16 protein-coding genes and 1 other annotated feature are annotated in these 19804 nt (G+C 32.7%); of the genes, 11 read left to right on the forward strand and 5 right to left on the reverse strand.

The annotated features are described in order from the left end of the window. Positions 1-70: 70 nt before the first annotated feature. The 4 genes from MHH94_RS05795 (at position 71) to ccpA (ending at position 3962) form a co-directional block, all read left to right on the forward strand. Positions 71-622 (forward strand): DUF948 domain-containing protein, encoded by a 552-nt coding sequence (locus MHH94_RS05795; protein ID WP_048539566.1) that lies wholly within the window; start codon positions 71-73, stop codon positions 620-622. A 92-nt stretch (positions 623-714) separates the two neighbouring features. After that, complete coding sequence (locus tag MHH94_RS05800; protein ID WP_048539567.1) at positions 715-1377, forward strand: YtxH domain-containing protein; 663 nt, start codon at positions 715-717, stop codon at positions 1375-1377. A gap of 257 nt (positions 1378-1634) precedes the next feature. Continuing rightward, positions 1635-2714 (forward strand): bifunctional 3-deoxy-7-phosphoheptulonate synthase/chorismate mutase, encoded by a 1080-nt coding sequence (locus MHH94_RS05805; protein ID WP_232202287.1) that lies wholly within the window; start codon positions 1635-1637, stop codon positions 2712-2714. Positions 2715-2972: 258 nt separating this feature from the next. After that, on the forward strand, positions 2973-3962 hold the full coding sequence (gene ccpA / locus MHH94_RS05810; protein WP_107609297.1) for a catabolite control protein A: 990 nt from the start codon (positions 2973-2975) through the stop codon (positions 3960-3962). A 187-nt stretch (positions 3963-4149) separates the two neighbouring features. On the opposite strand, the gene MHH94_RS05815 is transcribed toward ccpA, so the two are convergent. Genes MHH94_RS05815 through MHH94_RS05825 form a run of 3 tightly spaced genes read right to left on the reverse strand, consistent with a single transcriptional unit; the run spans position 4150 to position 6583 of the window. Next, a complete protein-coding gene (locus MHH94_RS05815) occupies positions 4150-5295 on the reverse strand; it encodes an acetoin utilization protein AcuC (protein ID WP_058592024.1) in 1146 nt (381 codons plus the stop codon). After that, on the reverse strand, positions 5288-5932 hold the full coding sequence (locus MHH94_RS05820) for a CBS and ACT domain-containing protein (RefSeq protein WP_075578034.1): 645 nt from the start codon (positions 5930-5932) through the stop codon (positions 5288-5290). The genes MHH94_RS05815 and MHH94_RS05820 overlap by 8 nt, the downstream gene beginning before the upstream one ends. Before the next feature lie 15 nt (positions 5933-5947). Further along, positions 5948-6583, reverse strand: coding sequence for a GNAT family N-acetyltransferase (locus tag MHH94_RS05825; RefSeq protein WP_078355911.1), 636 nt, complete (start codon positions 6581-6583; stop codon positions 5948-5950). 149 nt (positions 6584-6732) lie between these two features. On the opposite strand from MHH94_RS05825, the gene acsA reads away from it, so the two are divergent. Both acsA and MHH94_RS05835 read left to right on the forward strand, forming a co-directional pair. Further along, positions 6733-8445 carry an acetate--CoA ligase gene (gene acsA, locus MHH94_RS05830; protein ID WP_048539571.1) on the forward strand — a complete coding sequence of 571 codons (1713 nt, stop codon included), beginning with the start codon at positions 6733-6735 and terminating at the stop codon, positions 8443-8445. 165 nt (positions 8446-8610) lie between these two features. Beyond that, on the forward strand, positions 8611-10278 hold the full coding sequence (locus MHH94_RS05835; protein WP_058592094.1) for a formate--tetrahydrofolate ligase: 1668 nt from the start codon (positions 8611-8613) through the stop codon (positions 10276-10278). 250 nt (positions 10279-10528) lie between these two features. Here the strand turns inward: MHH94_RS05835 and MHH94_RS05840 are convergent, their stop codons facing one another. Next, entirely contained in the window at positions 10529-12988 is a 2460-nt protein-coding gene (locus MHH94_RS05840; protein ID WP_243554573.1) for a transglycosylase domain-containing protein, read from the reverse strand. Between the two features lie 100 nt (positions 12989-13088). Further along, positions 13089-13282 (forward strand) — a binding site (T-box leader). Between the two features lie 49 nt (positions 13283-13331). On the opposite strand from MHH94_RS05840, the gene tyrS reads away from it, so the two are divergent. From tyrS to MHH94_RS05855, 3 genes are all read left to right on the forward strand, one after another. Further along, positions 13332-14594, forward strand: a complete 1263-nt coding sequence (tyrS, locus tag MHH94_RS05845) for a tyrosine--tRNA ligase (RefSeq protein WP_232157100.1) — start codon at positions 13332-13334, stop codon at positions 14592-14594. 120 nt (positions 14595-14714) lie between these two features. After that, positions 14715-15293, forward strand: a complete 579-nt coding sequence (locus MHH94_RS05850) for a LemA family protein (RefSeq protein ID WP_049318639.1) — start codon at positions 14715-14717, stop codon at positions 15291-15293. Then, positions 15293-16132 carry a TPM domain-containing protein gene (locus MHH94_RS05855; protein ID WP_058592030.1) on the forward strand — a complete coding sequence of 280 codons (840 nt, stop codon included), beginning with the start codon at positions 15293-15295 and terminating at the stop codon, positions 16130-16132. The genes MHH94_RS05850 and MHH94_RS05855 overlap by 1 nt, the downstream gene beginning before the upstream one ends. A gap of 334 nt (positions 16133-16466) precedes the next feature. Here the strand turns inward: MHH94_RS05855 and MHH94_RS05860 are convergent, their stop codons facing one another. Then, a complete protein-coding gene (locus MHH94_RS05860; protein WP_107603550.1) occupies positions 16467-17723 on the reverse strand; it encodes a S1C family serine protease in 1257 nt (418 codons plus the stop codon). A 167-nt stretch (positions 17724-17890) separates the two neighbouring features. Here MHH94_RS05860 and MHH94_RS05865 point away from each other — a divergent pair, with 167 nt between their 5' ends. Both MHH94_RS05865 and MHH94_RS05870 read left to right on the forward strand, forming a co-directional pair. Continuing rightward, on the forward strand, positions 17891-18520 hold the full coding sequence (locus MHH94_RS05865) for a lysophospholipid acyltransferase family protein (RefSeq protein ID WP_058592031.1): 630 nt from the start codon (positions 17891-17893) through the stop codon (positions 18518-18520). Between the two features lie 153 nt (positions 18521-18673). Next, positions 18674-19789 carry an HAD family hydrolase gene (locus tag MHH94_RS05870; protein WP_243554575.1) on the forward strand — a complete coding sequence of 372 codons (1116 nt, stop codon included), beginning with the start codon at positions 18674-18676 and terminating at the stop codon, positions 19787-19789. Positions 19790-19804 lie beyond the last annotated feature (15 nt).

Consider the following 19804-nt stretch of genomic DNA (forward strand, 5'->3'; position numbering starts at 1 on the left):
AATAGTGAGGGTATTAAATATTAGTAAATCGAATAAAGAATAGTTTTATAATTATTAGGAGGCGTTCAGTATGGATTGGATTTTACCAATAGCAGGCATAATTGCTGCGGTTGCATTTTTAATTATTTGTGTTGTCTTAGCACTATTTTTAATGCAATTATTAAAAACAGTTAAAGGAATTAATGAAACTTTAGATGGCATTCAAGGCCAAATACAAGGTATCACTCGTGAATCTACAGATTTACTTCATAAAGCAAATCGTTTAACTGAAGATATTCAAGATAAATCATTACGCTTAAACTCAGTAGTAGATGCAGTTAAAGGTGTTGGAGATTCTGTACAAACACTTAATAATTCAGTAGATAGAGTTACAAACTCTATTACACACAATATCTCACAAAATGAAGATAAGATTTCTCAAGTTATTCAATGGTCAAATGTTGCAATGGAAGTTGCAGATAAATGGCAATTAAGAAGAGATCGTAGAAGTAATGTATCGTACAAAAATAATGTAAATGCTTCTAAAGATTTTGAAGCGCAAGTGCCGAAAGACTACAATGAAAAAACAACATCAGGTGACAACTTAGATGAAGATAAAATTGGTGCAGGCTTGAAAAAATAAAGTGCATGGAAGCAAATAACAATCTTTTCAGGCTGAGGCATATAAAAAATGTCACAGCCTGATTTCTTTAATAAAATTAGGGGGAAAATAAAATGGAAAACAAATACAATAGAGATTTATATACACATGGTCTAGAAACATATGAAGCTGAATATGAAAAAAATACAAACGGTAGAGATTTTGTATTTGGTGTAGTATTAGGTACAGTAGTAGGTGGAATTGTTGGTTTATTACTAGCACCTAAATCAGGGAAAGAACTACAAGATGATTTAAGTGAGAAATCAAACAAAATTATCGATGACGTTAAAACTAAAACTGACGACTTAAAAGTTCAAGCTCAATCTAAAGCTGAAGAAATCAAAACACAAGCTGAAGAAAAGAAAGAAGAAGTCAAAACTAAAGTTGAAGATAAAAAAGCACAAGCGAGCGAAAAAGCAGAAGAAGTGAAAGCTAAAGCTGCTGATAAAAAAGAAGAAGCTAGTCAAAAAGCGGAAGAAGTAAAAGCTAAAGCTACAGATAAAAAAGAAGAAGTTAAAACAAAAGCTTCAGAAAAGAAAACAGAAACTAAGAAAAAAGCAGAAGAAGTAAAATCTAAACAAGCTGAAAAGAAAGCTAACAAAGGCGTTGTAACAGCTGACGATGTAGGCGATGAAGAATTAAAAGCACAAAAAGGTGCGATTAAATCTGAAGTAGAAAATGAAGACTTAAAAGGTCCAAAAACAGTTGTAGAGAAAAAAACTTTCGATAAAAAATAATAAATAAGTGATGTATAACGCATATTATTTGTACTACCGAAAAGTTATAACATAACTTTTCGGTAGTTTTTTATATTGTAATGAACACCATTATAAATTAAAATATACTTTATTAGTCTGATTAGTAATAAACTTTAATATTTTTGAGATATTGGGGTTGAATCAGATCATTTTAATTGTTATACTAACATCTAATTACTTATATATTTTATCGCTTTAAAGTATGTGAGTTAAATTGTTTACATGAGGTGAAAAGGATGTCAAATGAATTAGAGAATTTAAGAAAAAGAATTGAAGGTATTAATGATGAAATTTTAGCTTTATTACAAGAGCGTGGTACTTTAGCTAAAAAAATTGGTGAAGAAAAACGTAAACAAGGTACTCAAGTATATGATCCACAACGTGAAAAAGAAATGTTAAATCATTTAATTGATATTAACCAAGGACCATATAACGACAATACTATTAAGCAATTATTTAAAGAGATCTTTAAAGCTTCTACTGACTTACAAAAATCTGAAAATGAAAAACATTTATATGTTTCTCGTAAATTAAAACCAGAAGATACTATTGTACAATTCGACAATGGTGCAATTATTGGTAATAATAAAAAATCATTCGTATTCGGGCCATGTTCTGTAGAATCACAAGAACAAGTTGATACTGTTGCGAAAGAATTAGCTGATAGAGGCGAAAAATTCATTAGAGGTGGCGCATTTAAACCACGTACTTCTCCTTATGACTTCCAAGGTTTAGGTGAAGAAGGATTAAAAATTCTTAAAAATACTAAAGATAAATACGGTTTAAATATCGTAAGTGAAATTGTAAATCCTGCACACTTTGAAATGGCTGATGAATACTTAGATGTATTCCAAATTGGTGCAAGAAACATGCAAAACTTTGAGTTATTAAAAGAAGCAGGTAAAACAAACAAACCTATCTTATTAAAACGTGGTCTTTCTGCAACTATCGAAGAATTCATTTACGCTGCAGAATATATTCATTCACAAGGTAACAATAATATTATCTTATGTGAACGTGGTATTAGAACATATGAAAAAGCTACAAGAAACACATTAGATATTTCAGCAGTTCCAATTTTAAAGCAAGGTACACATCTACCAGTTATGGTAGACGTTACGCATAGTACTGGTCGTAAAGACATCATGCTACCATGTGCTAAAGCTGCATTAGCAGTTGGAGCTGACGGTGTAATGGCAGAAGTACATCCTGATCCATCAGTAGCGTTAAGTGACGCTGGACAACAAATGGACTTAAATGAATTTGACGCATTCTACAAAGAAATCGTTGAAGCTGCTAAATTATACGAAAAATAATTTTCATATACATCGACTGGCGAAAAGTTATCATAACTTTTCGCCAGTTTTTATGTTGTAAATCAATACATGTTCGTTTGTTTTCTGAAAAACTATTTACAATTTACACAATACTCAAAAATATTAGAGCAATTGTATCGACAACACCTCTATAATCTTTTATAATTGTTAATTGTGAGTTCGCTTTCATATATTTTGAAAACATTATGAAAACGTGCTAGAATAAAGTAGAAAACGTTTTCAAGATAGGAGGATATTATGACTGTAACAATATATGATGTTGCAAGAGAAGCAAAAGTATCAATGGCAACAGTTTCACGTGTCGTGAATGGCAACCAAAATGTAAAGCCTTCAACACGTGATAAAGTAAATGAAGTAATTAAAAGATTAAATTATAGACCTAATGCTGTAGCTAGAGGTTTAGCAAGTAAGAAAACAACAACTGTTGGGGTAATTATTCCTGACATTTCAAATGTTTATTATTCTGAATTAGCTCGTGGTTTAGAAGATATTGCTACTATGTATAAATATCATACAATCATTTCAAATTCTGATAATGATAGTGAAAAAGAACAAGAGATATTTAATAATTTATTAAGTAAACAAGTTGACGGCATTATTTTCTTAGGTGGTACTTTAACAGATGAAACAGTAGACCTTATTGATAAATCATCAGTACCAGTAGTCGTATCAGGTACGAATGATAAAGACTCTAAACTTGCTTCAGTTAACATTAACTATACAGAAGCTAGTAAAGAAATTGCTGAGTCATTGATTAAGAAAGGTGCTAAGAAATTTGCATTTGTAGGTGGAGGATATTCAGAAAAAGCGCAAGATGATGCTTTTAAAGGATTAGAACTTGCACTTCAAGAAGCTGGACTTGAAATCGAAGACAATGCTAAATTTGTTGGTAATGAAACATATAAAGATGGTAGTCGTGCTTATGAGGCTGTTTCTCAAGATAAGCCGGATGTTATTTTATGTATTAGTGATGAACAAGCAATTGGTATTGTACACGCAGCACAAGATGTAGGCGTTAATGTACCAAATGATTTACAAGTTGTAAGTTTCAATAATACAAGATTAGTTCATATGGTTAGACCTCAATTATCAAGTGTGACACAACCATTATATGATATTGGTGCAGTTGGTATGAGATTATTAACTAAATATATGAATGATGAACAAATTGATGAACCTAATGTGATTCTACCTTATAGAGTAGAATATAGAGGTACAACTAAATAATATAGAAAGACGAGAGCGGGACAGAAATCTAATTTATATAAAATGATTTCGTAGTCCCGCCCCGGCAAGGATGACTAGAGTTGAAAAAAGCTTGGTACAAGCGCATTTCGGGTTCAGACATCTACTGCCAAGTTGCAAAAAGAGACTGAGACATTACATTATGTCCCAGTCTCGTCTTTTTTAACATTTAATCAAACCAATCTAATATTCTTAGTTTAGTATTATTATTTTTTTCTGTTATTTCTTTTCTTCTAGGTATGTCAGTATAGTCTTCTTTTTCATCTATCCAAGTTGAAGGTAGTGGTAATGGTGCGTGTGGTTGGTATTTTTGTAACCATGAATCTGGTATTGATCCTTGAGGTGTTTCTAGGTCATTTAGTGCAAACCATACATGTGACCACGCTCTAGGTACAACGCGCCATATATTATAGCCACCGCCTCCAATCATAATGATTTTGCCATCACAATATTTATCAGCTAAACCTTTAACGATATATGGTATTTTATACAATGTATCAAGTGTGCAACTTAAATGTGTGAGTGGATCTAAATAATGTATATCCACACCATTTACACTTAGTATGACATCTGGTTTATATGCTTTACAAACTGCTTCTACTGTATCTTTAAAAACGTCTATGTATGAATCGTCTTCTGTATAAGCATCTAATGGTACATTGACAGTCGTTCCAAATCCTTTGCCATCACCGCGTTCTGTTAACGCACCAGTGCCTGGAAATAGGTATCGACCAGTTTCATGTATAGAATAGTTCATGACATCTTCGTTTGTATAAAATGACCATTGTACGCCATCGCCGTGATGTGCGTCTGTATCAATATATAAGACACGTTGATTATACTTTGATTGCATGTATTGAATGGCAACAGCACTGTCATTATATATACAAAATCCGCTCGCTTTACCTTTAAAGCCATGATGTAAGCCACCGCCAAGATGGCATGCTCTTGTTGCTTCTCCAGTCATAACGGCATCTACTGCACTTAAAGTTCCACCAACAACACGTGCACTATTTTCATGCATATTTATAAATTGTGGCGTGTCTTCAGAATTTAATCCGTATTTATCATATTCTTTTAATGGTAAATCACCATTACCAGCTTTCTTTATTGCTTCTATATAATTTGGTTCATGTACGAGTTGAAGTTCTTCATCAGTCGCTACCCGAGGTGAAATAATATGTGCTTCGGTTAATACACCTAAATCAAAGAGTAAATCAGTTGTTAATTTAAGTCTCATTTGATTGAAAGGGTGACTATCTGAAAAACGATATTTCAATAAATCTTCAGAATATACATATTTAACATTAGTCATTTTTTATACCAAACGGATAGATGACATGGTAATCTTGTTCTTCTAATAATTTGTATATTTTCTCTGGATTCATTGATTTCACTCGTAACATCAGGTATCTCTTATTAATATCTTGTTGATCTGCATAAGCCAAAACGTTTAAGATATCAATATTTTGTTCTTTAAATATTCTAGTAATATCATGAAGTGCGCCAACTTTATCATCAATATGTACTTCAATAATAGAACCAGGCATAGTCACACCTGTAAGTTCTAAAAATGTATTGAGCATGTCTTTTTGGGTAACGATACCAATTACTTTATTATCTCGAATAACTGGAATTGAACCAATAGACATTTCATAAAAATCTAGTGCAATATCTTCTACGAAATCAAGTGGATGGCAACGTATCACATTACGTCTCATTATTTTTGAAACAGATAATGACAAACTTTTGTTGGGCTCGTCATCAGATAATATACTAGGCAGAGCCATTTTTATATCTCTATCAGAAATAATACCGAGTAAATGATCTTCTTCATCAACAATCGGTAAATGTCTAATTTCTTTTTGTGTCATTAATACTAAAGCATCTTCAATAGATTTATCACTTTGTATTGTTGTACAAGGTGATGTCATAATTTTTTCAACTAACATAAATTCAAACCCCCTCTAAAAGAAAAATCTATTCATAAATCTGAGTTTATCAAATGCTTCCATTTGTTCTTGTTGAATATTTTGTCCAATCCTTGCCATTAGGCTATTAGCTGGATGACTAATTATTTCAGGGTCGTCTGTTGCAAACACTTCTAATCCACCTTCAGCCATCATTTTATGCATGATTTTTTGATATTGATAAACATCTAAACCACTGTTTTTTAAATCCCAATGCCAATAATATTCAGTTGTAATGACGATGAAATCTTCCATTTCAGGCGCTTTCATAGCAAGTTGAAGCATTTTTTTACCTAGACCATAGTTACGATAATCTAAAGACAATTCAACAGCACCTAACTCTAGAATATACGGTAAATTACCATCTGACCATCTTTCTAATGGGTCAGGGTATAAGTATGTCGTATAACCGATAATATGTTGATCAATACGTGCGATAATTATTCTTCCTTCAGGTAATTCAGCAATTTCAATAATGGCTTCAAATTGTTCTTTAGATACTCTAAAACTATTGAGTCCTTCATCAAAAGTCATGTTTCGTAATTGATCTGGATGTACAGGTCCTTCAACGATAATATCTGTGTCTTTATCATAGGGGACAGTTTCAGATATAAAAGTCTTCTTGAATTCCAATGTTGTACCTCCTTTCATTAAGTATGATATTCTATATTTGCAATATGTATTTTGAATAATCAAATTTTTTTGAAAAGTATCATCTATTTATATTATAATGTAAATAGGCTTTATTGAAAACGATTACATTCATAAAAGGGGAGATTTAAATGAAAGTCGAAGTTTACGAAGCATTAAATGATTCTTATAACCTTGCTGATTATGATGAAACAGTAAAAAATCATAATTGGAAAGATATCGAAAAGAATTTCAGTTGGAGTGAAACTGGAAAAATAAATATGGCTTACGAATGTATCGATCGTCATGTAGACAATGGTAAAGGGGACAAAATTGCACTTCATTATAAAGATAGCAATAGACAAGATAGTTATACATTTAAAGAATTACAAATCGCGAGTAATAAAGCTGCAAATGTCTTGAAAAATGAAGCGAATGTACAAAAAGGTGATAGAGTATTTATATTTATGCCTAGAACACCTGAATTATATTTCTCTTTATTAGGTACTTTGAAGATTGGGGCTATCGTAGGACCATTATTCGAAGCTTTTATGGAAAAAGCAGTTAAAGACAGATTAGAAAATAGTGAAGCTAAAGTGATCATTACGACGAATGATTTAGTTGGTAGAATTCCGAAAGATGAATTACCAAACCTTGAACATATTGTCGTTGTAGATGACGAAGTAAGTGATGAATACATTGATTTCAATCAATCATTTGAACAAGCAAGTGATGAATTTGATATTGAATGGTTAGATAGAGAAGATGGTTTAATCTTACATTATACATCAGGTTCTACAGGACAACCTAAAGGTGTATTACATGTTCAAGAGGCTATGATCGTACATTATATATCTGGTAAATATGTATTAGACTTTAAAGAAGATGATGTTTATTGGTGTACAGCTGACCCAGGTTGGGTAACAGGCACATCATACGGTATCTTTAGTCCTTGGTTAAATGGTGTTACAAATTGCATTGTCGGTGGAAGATTTTCGCCTGAAGGTTGGTATGACTTTATTCAAACATATGGCGTAACAATTTGGTATACAGCGCCAACAGCACTTCGTATGTTAATGGGTGCTGGTGATGATGTTGTTAGTAAGTATGATCTTTCATCATTAAGACATGTGCTTTCAGTTGGTGAACCATTAAACCCTGAAGTTATTAAATGGGCACATAACGTATTTAATCATAGAGTACATGATACATGGTGGATGACTGAAACAGGTGGACATATGATTGTAAACTATCCTTCTATGGATATACGTGCTGGTTCGATGGGTAAACCATTACCAGGTATTGAAGCAGCAATTGTAGATGATCAAGGTAATGAATTACCACCGAATAGAATGGGTAACTTAGCCCTTAAAAAAGGTTGGCCATCAATGATGAGAACAATTTGGAATAATCAACCTAAATACGATTCTTACTTTATCAATGATGAGTGGTATGTTTCAGGAGATTCTGCATATAAAGATGAAGATGGTTATTACTGGTTCCAAGGTAGAGTTGATGATGTAATTATGACTGCTGGTGAACGTGTAGGTCCATTTGAGGTTGAATCTAAACTCGTTGAACATCCAGCTGTTGCTGAAGCGGGTGTTATCGGTAAACCTGACCCAGTAAGAGGTGAAATTATTAAAGCATTTATTGCTTTAAGAGATGGCTATGAAGAATCAGACGAACTTAAAGAAGAAATTAGAAAGTTTGTTAAAGAAGGATTAGCTGGTCATGCAGCACCTCGTGAAATTGAATTTAAAGATAAATTACCTAAGACACGTTCAGGTAAAATTATGAGACGTGTACTTAAAGCTTGGGAATTAGATTTACCAGCAGGTGACTTATCTACGCTTGAAGATTAATTTAAATAAAGTTCACGTCATATAATTGGCGTGATCTTTTTTACGGGAAATTTGAATAAAAGTAACTTACATATCGACTTTTATAAGTGAATTGTATATCCTAATAGTGTTAGGATATGTCATTTAATATTTAATTTGTAATATAAATTTAAGGAGTGAACGATGTTGAGTCATTTATCAGATTTAGAAATTGCAAAACAAAGTACTTTAAGACCAATTAGTGAAATAGCTGAGAAGGTGGGAATTTCTCATGAAGCTTTGGAACCATATGGTCACTACAAAGGAAAAGTTGATATTACAAAGCTAAATAATCTAGAGGAAAAAGGTAAAGTTGTTCTTGTAACAGCTTTAAGTCCAACGCCAGCAGGTGAAGGGAAATCAACGGTAACAGTTGGATTAGCAGATGCCTTTAATCAACTTAATCAAAATGTAATGGTTGCATTAAGAGAACCTTCACTTGGACCTGTATTTGGTATGAAAGGTGGCGCAACAGGTGGTGGTTATGCACAAGTTTTACCAATGGAAGAAATCAATTTACATTTTAATGGTGACTTACACGCGATAACGACTGCTAATAATGCGTTGTCAGCTTTTATCGATAATCATATCTATCAAGGTAACGAACTCAATATTGATTCTAGACGAGTTGAGTGGAAACGTGTACTTGATATGAATGATAGAGAGTTACGTCAAGTCGTAGTTGGTTTAGGTGGCCCGACAAGAGGTGTACCAAGAGAAGATGGTTTTGATATCACAGTTGCATCTGAAATAATGGCTATATTCTGTTTATCAAACGGCATTAAAGATTTAAAAGAAAATCTAGCTAACATTACAATTGGCTATAATGTCGATAAGCAACCAGTAACGGTTCGTGATTTAAAGGTAGAAGGTGCTTTAACACTTATTTTAAAAGACGCGCTAAAACCTAACATCGTACAAACGATAGAAGGCACGCCTGCATTAGTACATGGTGGACCTTTTGCGAATATTGCACATGGATGTAATTCAATTATTGCAACGAATACTGCTAGAAAGTTAGCGGATATCGTCGTAACAGAAAGTGGATTTGGTTCAGATTTAGGTGCAGAGAAGTTTTTAAATATCAAAACACGTAAAGCTGGATTTGATCCAAGTGCAGTTGTAATAGTCGCAACTATTCGTGCGTTAAAAATGCATGGTGGCGTAGCAAAAACTGATCTTAAAGAAGAAAATGTTCAAGCTGTTCAACAAGGTATCGTAAACTTAGAACGACATGTCAATAATATTAAACAGTTTGGCGTTGAGCCTGTTGTAGCAATTAATGCGTTTATTCACGATACAGATGACGAAGTACAAGTTGTCTTAGATTGGTGTAAAGAAAATAACGTAAAAGTTGCTCTAACAGAAGTTTGGAAAAATGGTGGAGAAGGTGGCGTCGAACTCGCTAAAGAAGTATTAAAAGTATTAGAAACGCCACAATCATTTAAGCCACTTTATGACTTAGACTTATCTATAGAAGAAAAAATAGAAACAATTGTTCAGAAAGTATATGGCGGTAGATCTGTTAAATTTAGTGATAAAGCCTTAAAACAATTGAAGACAATTAAAGAAAACGGTTGGGATGAATACCCAGTTTGTATGGCGAAAACACAATATTCATTTACAGACGATCCAAAAGAACTTGGTGCACCAGTAGACTTCGATATAACAATAAGAGAATTATCACCAAGAACTGGCGCAGGATTTATCGTAGCATTAACAGGGGACATCATGACAATGCCAGGTTTACCAAAGAAACCAGCAGCATTAAATATGGATGTTAACGAAGACGGTTCTGCAGTAGGATTATTCTAAAAAAAATATGACTTTATAGAAAACTGTTGAGACAATAATGGCTGTCTCAACAGTTTCTTTGTTTATAAAATATTTAGGGATATGTAGAGAATGAGTTTTTAATTACAAAAGTCGGTCGAAGTGTAAATAAAGGTGTCCATAGTAACAAAACTCGGTCGAAATGTAACTAAGGCAAATCTTTCATTAAATCATACCCAACAAAAAATAACACCTCATTTTCACTGAAAATGAGGTGTTATAAACGAATTATCTAATTATTGCCACTTGGTGGTGCGGTGCTTGTACCACTGGATGGCTTGCTATTGCTGTTTGAATTACTATCTTTATTACTGCTTGATTTATATGACCAAGCTTCTTTAGAATTTTTAGATACGCGTTCTTTTGGCTTAACTTTTGAAGATGTGTTTGTATCAATTGCTTGTCCTAGTCGTTTTAATACATAGTCAGAATTAATATCTTTATTCGAAGTATCGACTTTATCAGATATTAATGTAGAAGATTTAGATTCACCACTACTACAGCTTCCTGTAGAATTTGTGTATTGGCAAATTGTGTCTTCTTTAACTGTGCTAGGTCTAGAGAATTCACTATCGTATCCTAATTTTTCTCTATCTGTAGAAGATAATGCATTAACCATATCTCTCCACATAAATAATTGATAATGACTGTCTTCATCAAATGTTATTGGTTGGTCGTAACCCATCCATATACCAAGTGTAACTTTTGGTGTATATCCTACAAACAGGCTATCTTTAGCATCTTGTGATGTACCTGTTTTACCAGCCCAGTTACCGTCAAATGAATTCTTAATTTGGTAACCAGAACCGTCATCAAGAACACCTTCTAATATACTTGTTGTTAAATATGTTGTTGATTCACTAAAGATACGCTTAGGATCTTTTTTGTGTTGATAAATCACTTCGCCATCTCGTGATTTAATAGATTCAATCATGTAACTTTCATTATATTCACCTTTATTAGCTAAAGTACTGTAACCATTCACATCTTGTTCTAACGTGAAGTCTGCTGTACCAAGTGTTAAAGCTAAACCATCTTGGATATCTTTAGGTACGGTCATACCCATTTTATTTAAGTTTTCCCATGGTTTGTAGTCTTGAACATTGCTATACAATCTTAAAGTACTTAAGTTTAAAGAGTTTCTTAATGCATAATCTGCTGTTACCGGCCCAAATTCTCTTCTATCATAGTTATCAGGAGAATAACCTTGGAAGTCGAATTTTTTATCTAGTAGGGCAGTGTTTGGTGTGATTAATCCATTTTCAAATGCAGGCGCATATGTGAGTAATGGTTTCATTGTTGAACCTGGTGAACGTTTAGCACTTGTTGCGTGATTGATTTGTGATTTTTCGTAATCTCTACCACCAACGAACGCTAGAATTTTACCAGATTGGTTTTCTTTTAATAATGCGCCGACTTCATGTTGGAAATCTTTAGAAGCTTTTTTACCTTCACTGTTTGTATAACTTGCTTCTCTATCCCATGAGTAGCTACCAGAATTATCTTTAACTTCTTGAAGTTTGTCATACATATCTTTATCAATCGTTGTATCTACACGGTAACCTTCAGTTCGCATAGCTTGATTAGCTTTTTCAGTGTATTTCGTCATAAGAACAGGTGTTTGATCAAGTTCTTTCTTAGAAATATTATCTTCTTTAGCTAAATGATATTTAAGAATATCAACAGTACGTTTTTCTACTTCTTCTGTTAAGAATGGATATTTCTGATTAGGTTCTTCAACATTATCAACAAATGATTTCTTGATGTCGAATTTTAATGCTTCATCGTATTCTTTTTTCGTAATTTTTTCTTCTTGATACATTCTTTTCAGAACATAGTGTTGACGATTGATGCCGTATTTCAAGGATTCATCATCTTTCAAATCACCATTAGGCAAGAAAGGTGTGTATGTGTAAGGATTCTGTGGTAATCCAGCAAGATATGCTGATTGTGCAACGTTTAAATTCTTAGCTGATTTACCAAATACACCTTGAGCAGCAGCTTCAATACCCGCTATATTAGAACCATTTGAATTTCTACCGAATGAAACAACGTTCAAGTAACTATCAATAATTTCTTCTTTTGATAAGTTCTTTTCAACATTCATTGAAAGTAGCATTTCTTTTGCTTTACGTTCAAATGATGTTTCATTTGTTAAAAGTTGGTTCTTAACAAGTTGTTGCGTTAATGTACTCCCGCCAGAAGAATTAGCACTGCCAAGCACTTCTTGTACAGAAGCTCTTATAAAAGCCTTTGGTACAATACCATTATGGTTATAGAAGTCTTCATCTTCTGTTGATATAAGTGCATTTTTAACATTCTTACTTATGTCTTTCCCTTTAATAACATCCCTTTGGACATCACTTTTTAATCGACCAAGTGACTCTCCAGAACCAAAATAAACAGATGTACTTTCTGTCATTGAATAAAGTTGTTGCTTCATTTCTTTTTTAGACATTACTTTTTCATCTTTGACAAGTCCTGCGAAGTATCCTCCGCCAATACCCAATCCTAAAGCTAATAATAAACAACTAATAAATACAATAACGAAAAATAAATTGCTTATTACATTGTATGTAGTATGGAATATGAGTTTTGGAGACCATTTTGTTTCTTTAAAAGTATCTTTATATTTCTTACTTGAACGATTAAATTGTTCTTTAAGTTTGTTTTTAGACTGATTTGAACTCAAATTTTTACCTCCAATCTAATCATAAATATTATAACATATATGTTTAGTGTTGACTTTTAAAAAAGTTAGCATTATACTTTGTAATTAATTGCATATGGTAATGAACTAAAGGAGAAGTAGTGATTATTTTCTTTTTAAGAGAGTCAGTGGTGCTGCGAACTGATAAAGTGATAATGATGAATACACCTTTATAACAATAAGTTCAACGTTATTAATGTACGTAACATTAAAGAGTGATGATGTATGAATGTACGTCATAAGTATGGTGGTACCGTGTATTCAAGCACCCTTACATTTTTGTGAGGGTGCTTTTTTATATTCTATTTTAGAGGAGGAAAATATAATGACAAATGAACTTTTAGAAGATTTAAAATGGAGAGGTTTAATTTATCAACAAACTGATGAACAAGAAATTGAAGATTTATTAAATAGAGAGTCAGTTAAAATATATTGTGGTGCAGATCCTACAGCTGATAGTTTACACATTGGACATTTATTACCATATTTAACACTACGTCGTTTCCAAAATCATGGTCATACACCAATCGTCTTAGTCGGTGGTGGTACAGGTATGATTGGTGACCCATCAGGTCGTTCAGAAGAAAGAAAATTACAAACTGATGAACAAGTTGAAGCTAACGTAAAAGGGATCATGAATCAAATGCATAAAATATTTGATTTTGAAGGTGAAGACTCAGCGATTCTTGTTAACAATAAAGATTGGTTAAAAGAAATAGACTTAATTTCATTCTTAAGAGATTACGCTAAACACGTAGGTGTAAACTACATGCTAGCGAAAGATTCTGTTAAGACGAGATTAGAAACAGGTATTTCATACACTGAGTTTACGTACATGATTTTACAAGCCATTGATTTTGGATACTTAAACCGCAATTACGATTGTAAAATGCAAATCGGTGGTTCTGACCAATGGGGTAACATCACGACAGGATTAGATTTAATGAGAAGAATGTACGGTGACACTGAAGCTTACGGTTTCACAATTCCACTTGTTACGAAAGCAGATGGTAAAAAATTCGGTAAATCTGAATCAGGTACTGTATGGTTAGATAGAAGTAAAACCTCAGCTTACGAGTTATACCAATTCTGGATTAACTCACAAGATGCTGATGTTGTAAAATACTTGAAATACTTTACTTTCCTTGATAGAGAAGAAATTGAAAGACTTGAAAAAACAGTTGAAGAAGCACCTCATTTAAGAGAAGCTCAAAAAGTATTAGCTGAAGAAATGGTTGGCTTTATACATGGTGAAGAAGCAGTTGAAGAAGCTAAACGAATTACAGACGCATTATTTAAAGGAGATATTAAATCTTTAACAAAATCAGAAATCGTAGAAGGTTTTAAAGATGTTCCAACAGCTGAAGTAAGTTCTGAAACTGTACAACTTGTTGACTTTATTATTGAAGCTGGCGTTTCTCCTTCAAAACGACAAGCACGTGAAGATATTACGAATGGTGCAATATACTTAAACGGTGAACGTATTCAAGAAGTTAACCATGAGATTTCAAGCGAAGATAAAATAGATGACGAATTTACAATTGTAAGAAGAGGTAAGAAGAAATACACAATGGTTAAATACGTTTAATATTTATAAGTTATTAAGACTGAGGCAACCATGTTTGTCTCAGTCTTTTTTAGCATACATATGGTATTTATTGTATAATAAAGAAGACAATTTATTTATTAATAGAAAGGGAGACATTTAATGAAAAAATATTTAGGACCAATTATTGTTGTTGTAGCAGTAATTGTTATTATTGGCTTATTTATGATCGGTCCATACAATAGATTAGTTGGACTTGAAGAAGAAGCGGATAAGTCATTATCTAATATTGATAATCAACTTCAAAGACGTGTTGACTTAATTCCTAACTTAGTTGATACAGTTAAAGGTTACACGAAACACGAAGAAAAAGTATTCAAAGATGTATCAGATGCACGTAGCAAATTAGCAGGTGCGAATACGCCAGAAGAAAAAGCAGAAGCAAATGGTGAAGTTAATAGTGCGTTAAGTCGTTTACTTGCTATCAGTGAAAATTATCCAGATTTAAAAGCAGATAAGCAATTTACAGGATTAAGAGACGAATTAGCTGGTACTGAGAATAGAATCGCAGTAGCTAGAAAAGATTATAACGAATCTATTAATGAATATAATCAAGCTACTCGTAGATTCCCTTCTAGTATCGTAGCAGGATTGTTTAATTTTGATAAAAAAGAATACTTCCAAGCCAAAGGTGAAGCTAAAGACGCACCAAAAGTTGATTTTGGCGGAGACGAATCTTAATGAAATTAATGTTTAAACGATTTTGTGTCTTGCTTATTGTTAGCTTTTTTTCACTAAGTTATGTCGTTCATGCAGCTGATGATAAATTTCCTAAGTTAGAACAGCCTGTATTTGTACAAGATCATGCTAAATTAATGACTGATCAAGATAAAGACAAAATTAATCAAAAGGGTCAAAAATTACAAGATGGAACAGATGCAGATATCTTGTTAATGACGATGAAATCAATAGGTCAAACACCTCGCCAAGATTATGCATTAGAAGCGGGTCGACACTATAAAGTTGGAGACCAAAAGCATAATCGCGGTATCGTTATTCTTTTAAATATGGATAACGGTAATCAGAACAATAATAGAGGTATAGATATAGCAGTTGGAGATGGACTTGAAGGTGTGCTCAACGACTCTAAAGTTGGGGAATTGATTGATTCTAAATTCATGCCTTATCAAAAGAAAGCTTCTCAAACTAAAGATACTAAAAAAGCAAATGCCTATTACAGTCAAGGTTTAACAAATTTATATGATGCAGTGTGGGATGAAGTAGCTAAAAGTTACGGATACGATGGTAAGAAGTTTACTGAAGACGAGCCACAAAGTAGTGGGTTAGGAAAAATACCATTTATCATCTTTATCATATTTATTATTGTATTCTTCATCATTTACTTCAAAAATGGAGGCGGTAGACCTCCAAGAGGTGGAAATAGAAGAGGTACAAGACGCGGTATGACTGGACCATTTATCTTTGGGGGTTCATCAGGTAGTTCTGGTGGCGGGTTCTCCGGAGGTGGCTTCGGTGGAGGAGGCGGCTTCTCTGGCGGAGGCGCAGGAAGAGGATTTTAGTTTGTAATATGTATATGGAAAAAGCATGCAACTCGATATGTTGCATGCTTTTTTTATTATATGGAGTTTATGTATATGTAATAGTAGATATGATTACAAAAGTCGGCTGAAATGTTAATAAGAATGCCGTTAGTAACAAAAGTCGTGGGAAATGTAAACAACGCATGCCATAGTAACAAAAGTAGGTCGAATTGTAACTAAGGATGCCCATAGTAACAAAAGTAGGTCGAATTGTAACTATGGAAGCACATAAAAAATACACCTAAAGCATAATACTTTGGCAACTATCTAAAAACCGCATGGGACTCTATCATTGTCCCATGCGGTATATAATTTAGTTTTGTTCTTTTAATGTGATTTTTGTTGTATGTGTTTTACCATCTCTAATGTATTTGATTGTGATTTTGTCACCAGGTTTTTTCTCATTATAGATATAATTTTTAATATCAGAAACGTCTGATACATCTTTATCGTCTACTTTAGTGATGACATCATCTTTTTTAAGTCCGTTGTCTGCTTTTTTATCTACTTCAGAAATGTAAACACCTTTATCTGTTGTGAGATTTAATTCTTTTTTGTATTGGTTTGGTATATCATCTATTGAGATCATGCTTATACCGATATAAGGTCGTGTAACTTTACCGTCATCCATAATATCTTTAATGATATTGTTTACTTCATTACTTGGTATTGCAAAACCGATACCTTCTACATCAGATCTTGAAATTTTCATTGAGTTAATACCGATAAGGTTACCGTTTAAGTCGATTAATGCACCACCTGAGTTACCTGGGTTTATGGCAGCATCTGTTTGAATTACTGTTGCTTCTGTCACACCTTGAGAAGTTTGTACATTCATCGTACGTTCTTGTGACGAAATAATACCTTGTGTCACACTGTTTGCAAATTCGACACCTAATGGATTACCTAGAGCAAATACTGTTTCTCCAGCTTTAACTTTAGATGAATCTGCGAATTTAATTGGTTTAATATTATAATTGCCTTCTATTTTTAATACTGCTAAGTCTGTCATAACATCTGTACCAACAAGTTTTGCTTTCACTGATTTATCATTATGAAGGCGAACCTCTATTTCATTTGCACCTTCTATAACATGGTTGTTCGTTACAATGTATGTACTATTACCATTAGATTGATAAATCACGCCTGTACCTGTACCTGTTTCTTCTGAATCACCAGACCCGTTTGAATCCTCAGAGTTGTTACCACCGAAAAATGATTCGAGTCCGCTTGCTTTTTGTTTGTTAATAACACCTACAATTGAAGGTGAAACATCTTCAATCATTTTAGAAACTGATTTGTTGCTAGATTTATTATCTTTAATATTGCCACCTTTTTCATTAGCAGGTGCTTTAGTAATGTTTGCTTCATCATTATAATTGCTAAATACATCTACTATTTTAGTCCCGCCGATATATAATACGAGTATTAACACCGCACCTAAAATACCAGAAATAAATGGGATAAGACAACTTTGATACCAAGGGATTTTATTCTTTTGTTTGTAATAGTAACCATTTGAAGTTGTCTTATTAATATTTTGTTGATCCTCATTTTGATTTTGATCCATTGTATTGCCTCCTTAAACACTGTCCATAAAATAATTATTATAGAAATTCCTTTAAAAAGCTAATGATATGGTTGTTTTAAATTGTTACAATATTTTGTATGAAAACTTGTTCCACAAGTACGACAATGATAGAATATGTATATCATTAAGAAGAGAGTGGTCATTAAATGTATAAATTTGCGAGTACTGTTTTATATACTATTTTTCAAAAATTCGGGAAACAAATTGTAGCAATCAATAAAGAAAAAGTTCCTGATGAACCTTATATCGTTACATGTACACATACAGGATATGTAGAAGTTATCATGTTAGCTTTAAGTTTATATCCTACAGAAATTAATTATATGGCAAAAAAGGAATTATTTTCGAAAGACTGGTCAGATAAGTTCTTTCATTCATTGAATGCATTTCCAGTTGATAGAGAAAACCCAGGTCCAAGTACATTAAAAATACCGGTTAAATTATTAAAAGAAGGTAAAAGTGTTGGTATATTCCCATCTGGTCATAGAGCAGAAACAGGAGAGGCACCATTGAAAAGAGGGGCAGCTACGATTGCTGTATTAAGTAATAAACCAATTGTACCAGCTGCTTTTGAAGGCCCTAAACAAGTTAAATCAATTTTTGGTTTTAGACAAAAGTCCTTTATTAAATTTGGAGAGCCGATTGATCCAAAAGACTTACCAAGTGATTTAAAGAAAAGTGAAAAAATAGCTAAAATTATGACTTTATTAGAAGAAAGAACGAATACTTTACAAAAAGAAGTAACATATATTGCTCATAAATCTAGACAAAAATAATATTAAAAAATCTTACAAGCGACCATTTGCTTGTAAGATTTTTTGCATTTTAAAGTAAAACGTTTTCATTTATCTTATGTTGTAATACTACTGTATTCGGTAATAATCTATGCTAAAATTATAATCAGAATGTTCAAAAAATGGAGGCATAATATGAAACAAGTATTATTTGATGTAGACGGTGTTTTTTTAAGTGAAGAAAGATGTTTTGATGTTTCTGCTTTAACAGTTTATGAAATTTTATATAGTGAAGCTTTTTTAAACTTAAAAGGAACAGTAGACATAGAAACATTAGACGAACAAGATATTAAACAAATTAGAAAAGACATATTTATTGATGATCAAATTCTGAATGAACTTAAGTCTTTAGGTTTAAATTCTAACTGGGATATGCTTTTTATTGTGATTAGTACACATTTAATTGAATTGTTAAAGCAAGCAAAAGCTAAAAATCTAGACTTGAGTAACGTTAACTTTGACGACAATACTTTGAAAAATTATGCTCAACAAATAGTAGGCCAAGAGATCAATATAGAAACACCTCGCCGATTTTTATCTAAAGCGACTTCCGGTAAAGAAAATATTTATCATGATCTTATCGCTTTTGCGCAAGAAGAACTCAATGTAGAAGATGCTTCAATTTTTGAACTGAAAAGTAAGTTCTGGGATGTTGCGCAAGAAGTTTATCAAGAATGGTACTTAGGTACTGAGTTATATCAAGAAGTTGAACATAAGACACCACGTACAACTTTTAAAAATGGTTATATAAAAGAAGAAGTAGTGTTAGCAAATGTGGATGAAGTGACTCAATTGCTAGAAGATTTGAAAGAAGTAGGATATCAAATCGGTATTGCTACAGGTAGACCAAGAACAGAAACAATCGTTCCATTTGAAACAATCGGTTGGTTAAAGCAATTTGATGAATTCCATATAGGAACAGCATCAGAAGTTCTTAAAGCAGAAACAACATATCCTGAATTCAAACCACTCGGTAAACCAAATCCGTTTAGTTATTTAATAGCGAATGGTGGAAATGACCCAGAGAACTATTTAACTTATATTAAAGAACAAGAACAGGTGTTTAGTGAGCAAGATATATATATAGTAGGTGATTCATTAGCTGATTTATTAAGTGCACAAAAAACAGGTGCAACATTTATAGGCACACTTACTGGATTAAAAGGTCAGTCAGCAAGAACAGAGCTAGAAGATTACCATGCTGATTATATTGTAGATAATATATTAGATATTAGAAACGTATTATTATAAATTTAACATCCCACA

This window comes from Mammaliicoccus sp. FSL K6-3158, from assembly GCF_038005105.1.
In the GTDB taxonomy this organism is placed as follows: domain Bacteria; phylum Bacillota; class Bacilli; order Staphylococcales; family Staphylococcaceae; genus Mammaliicoccus; species Mammaliicoccus sciuri.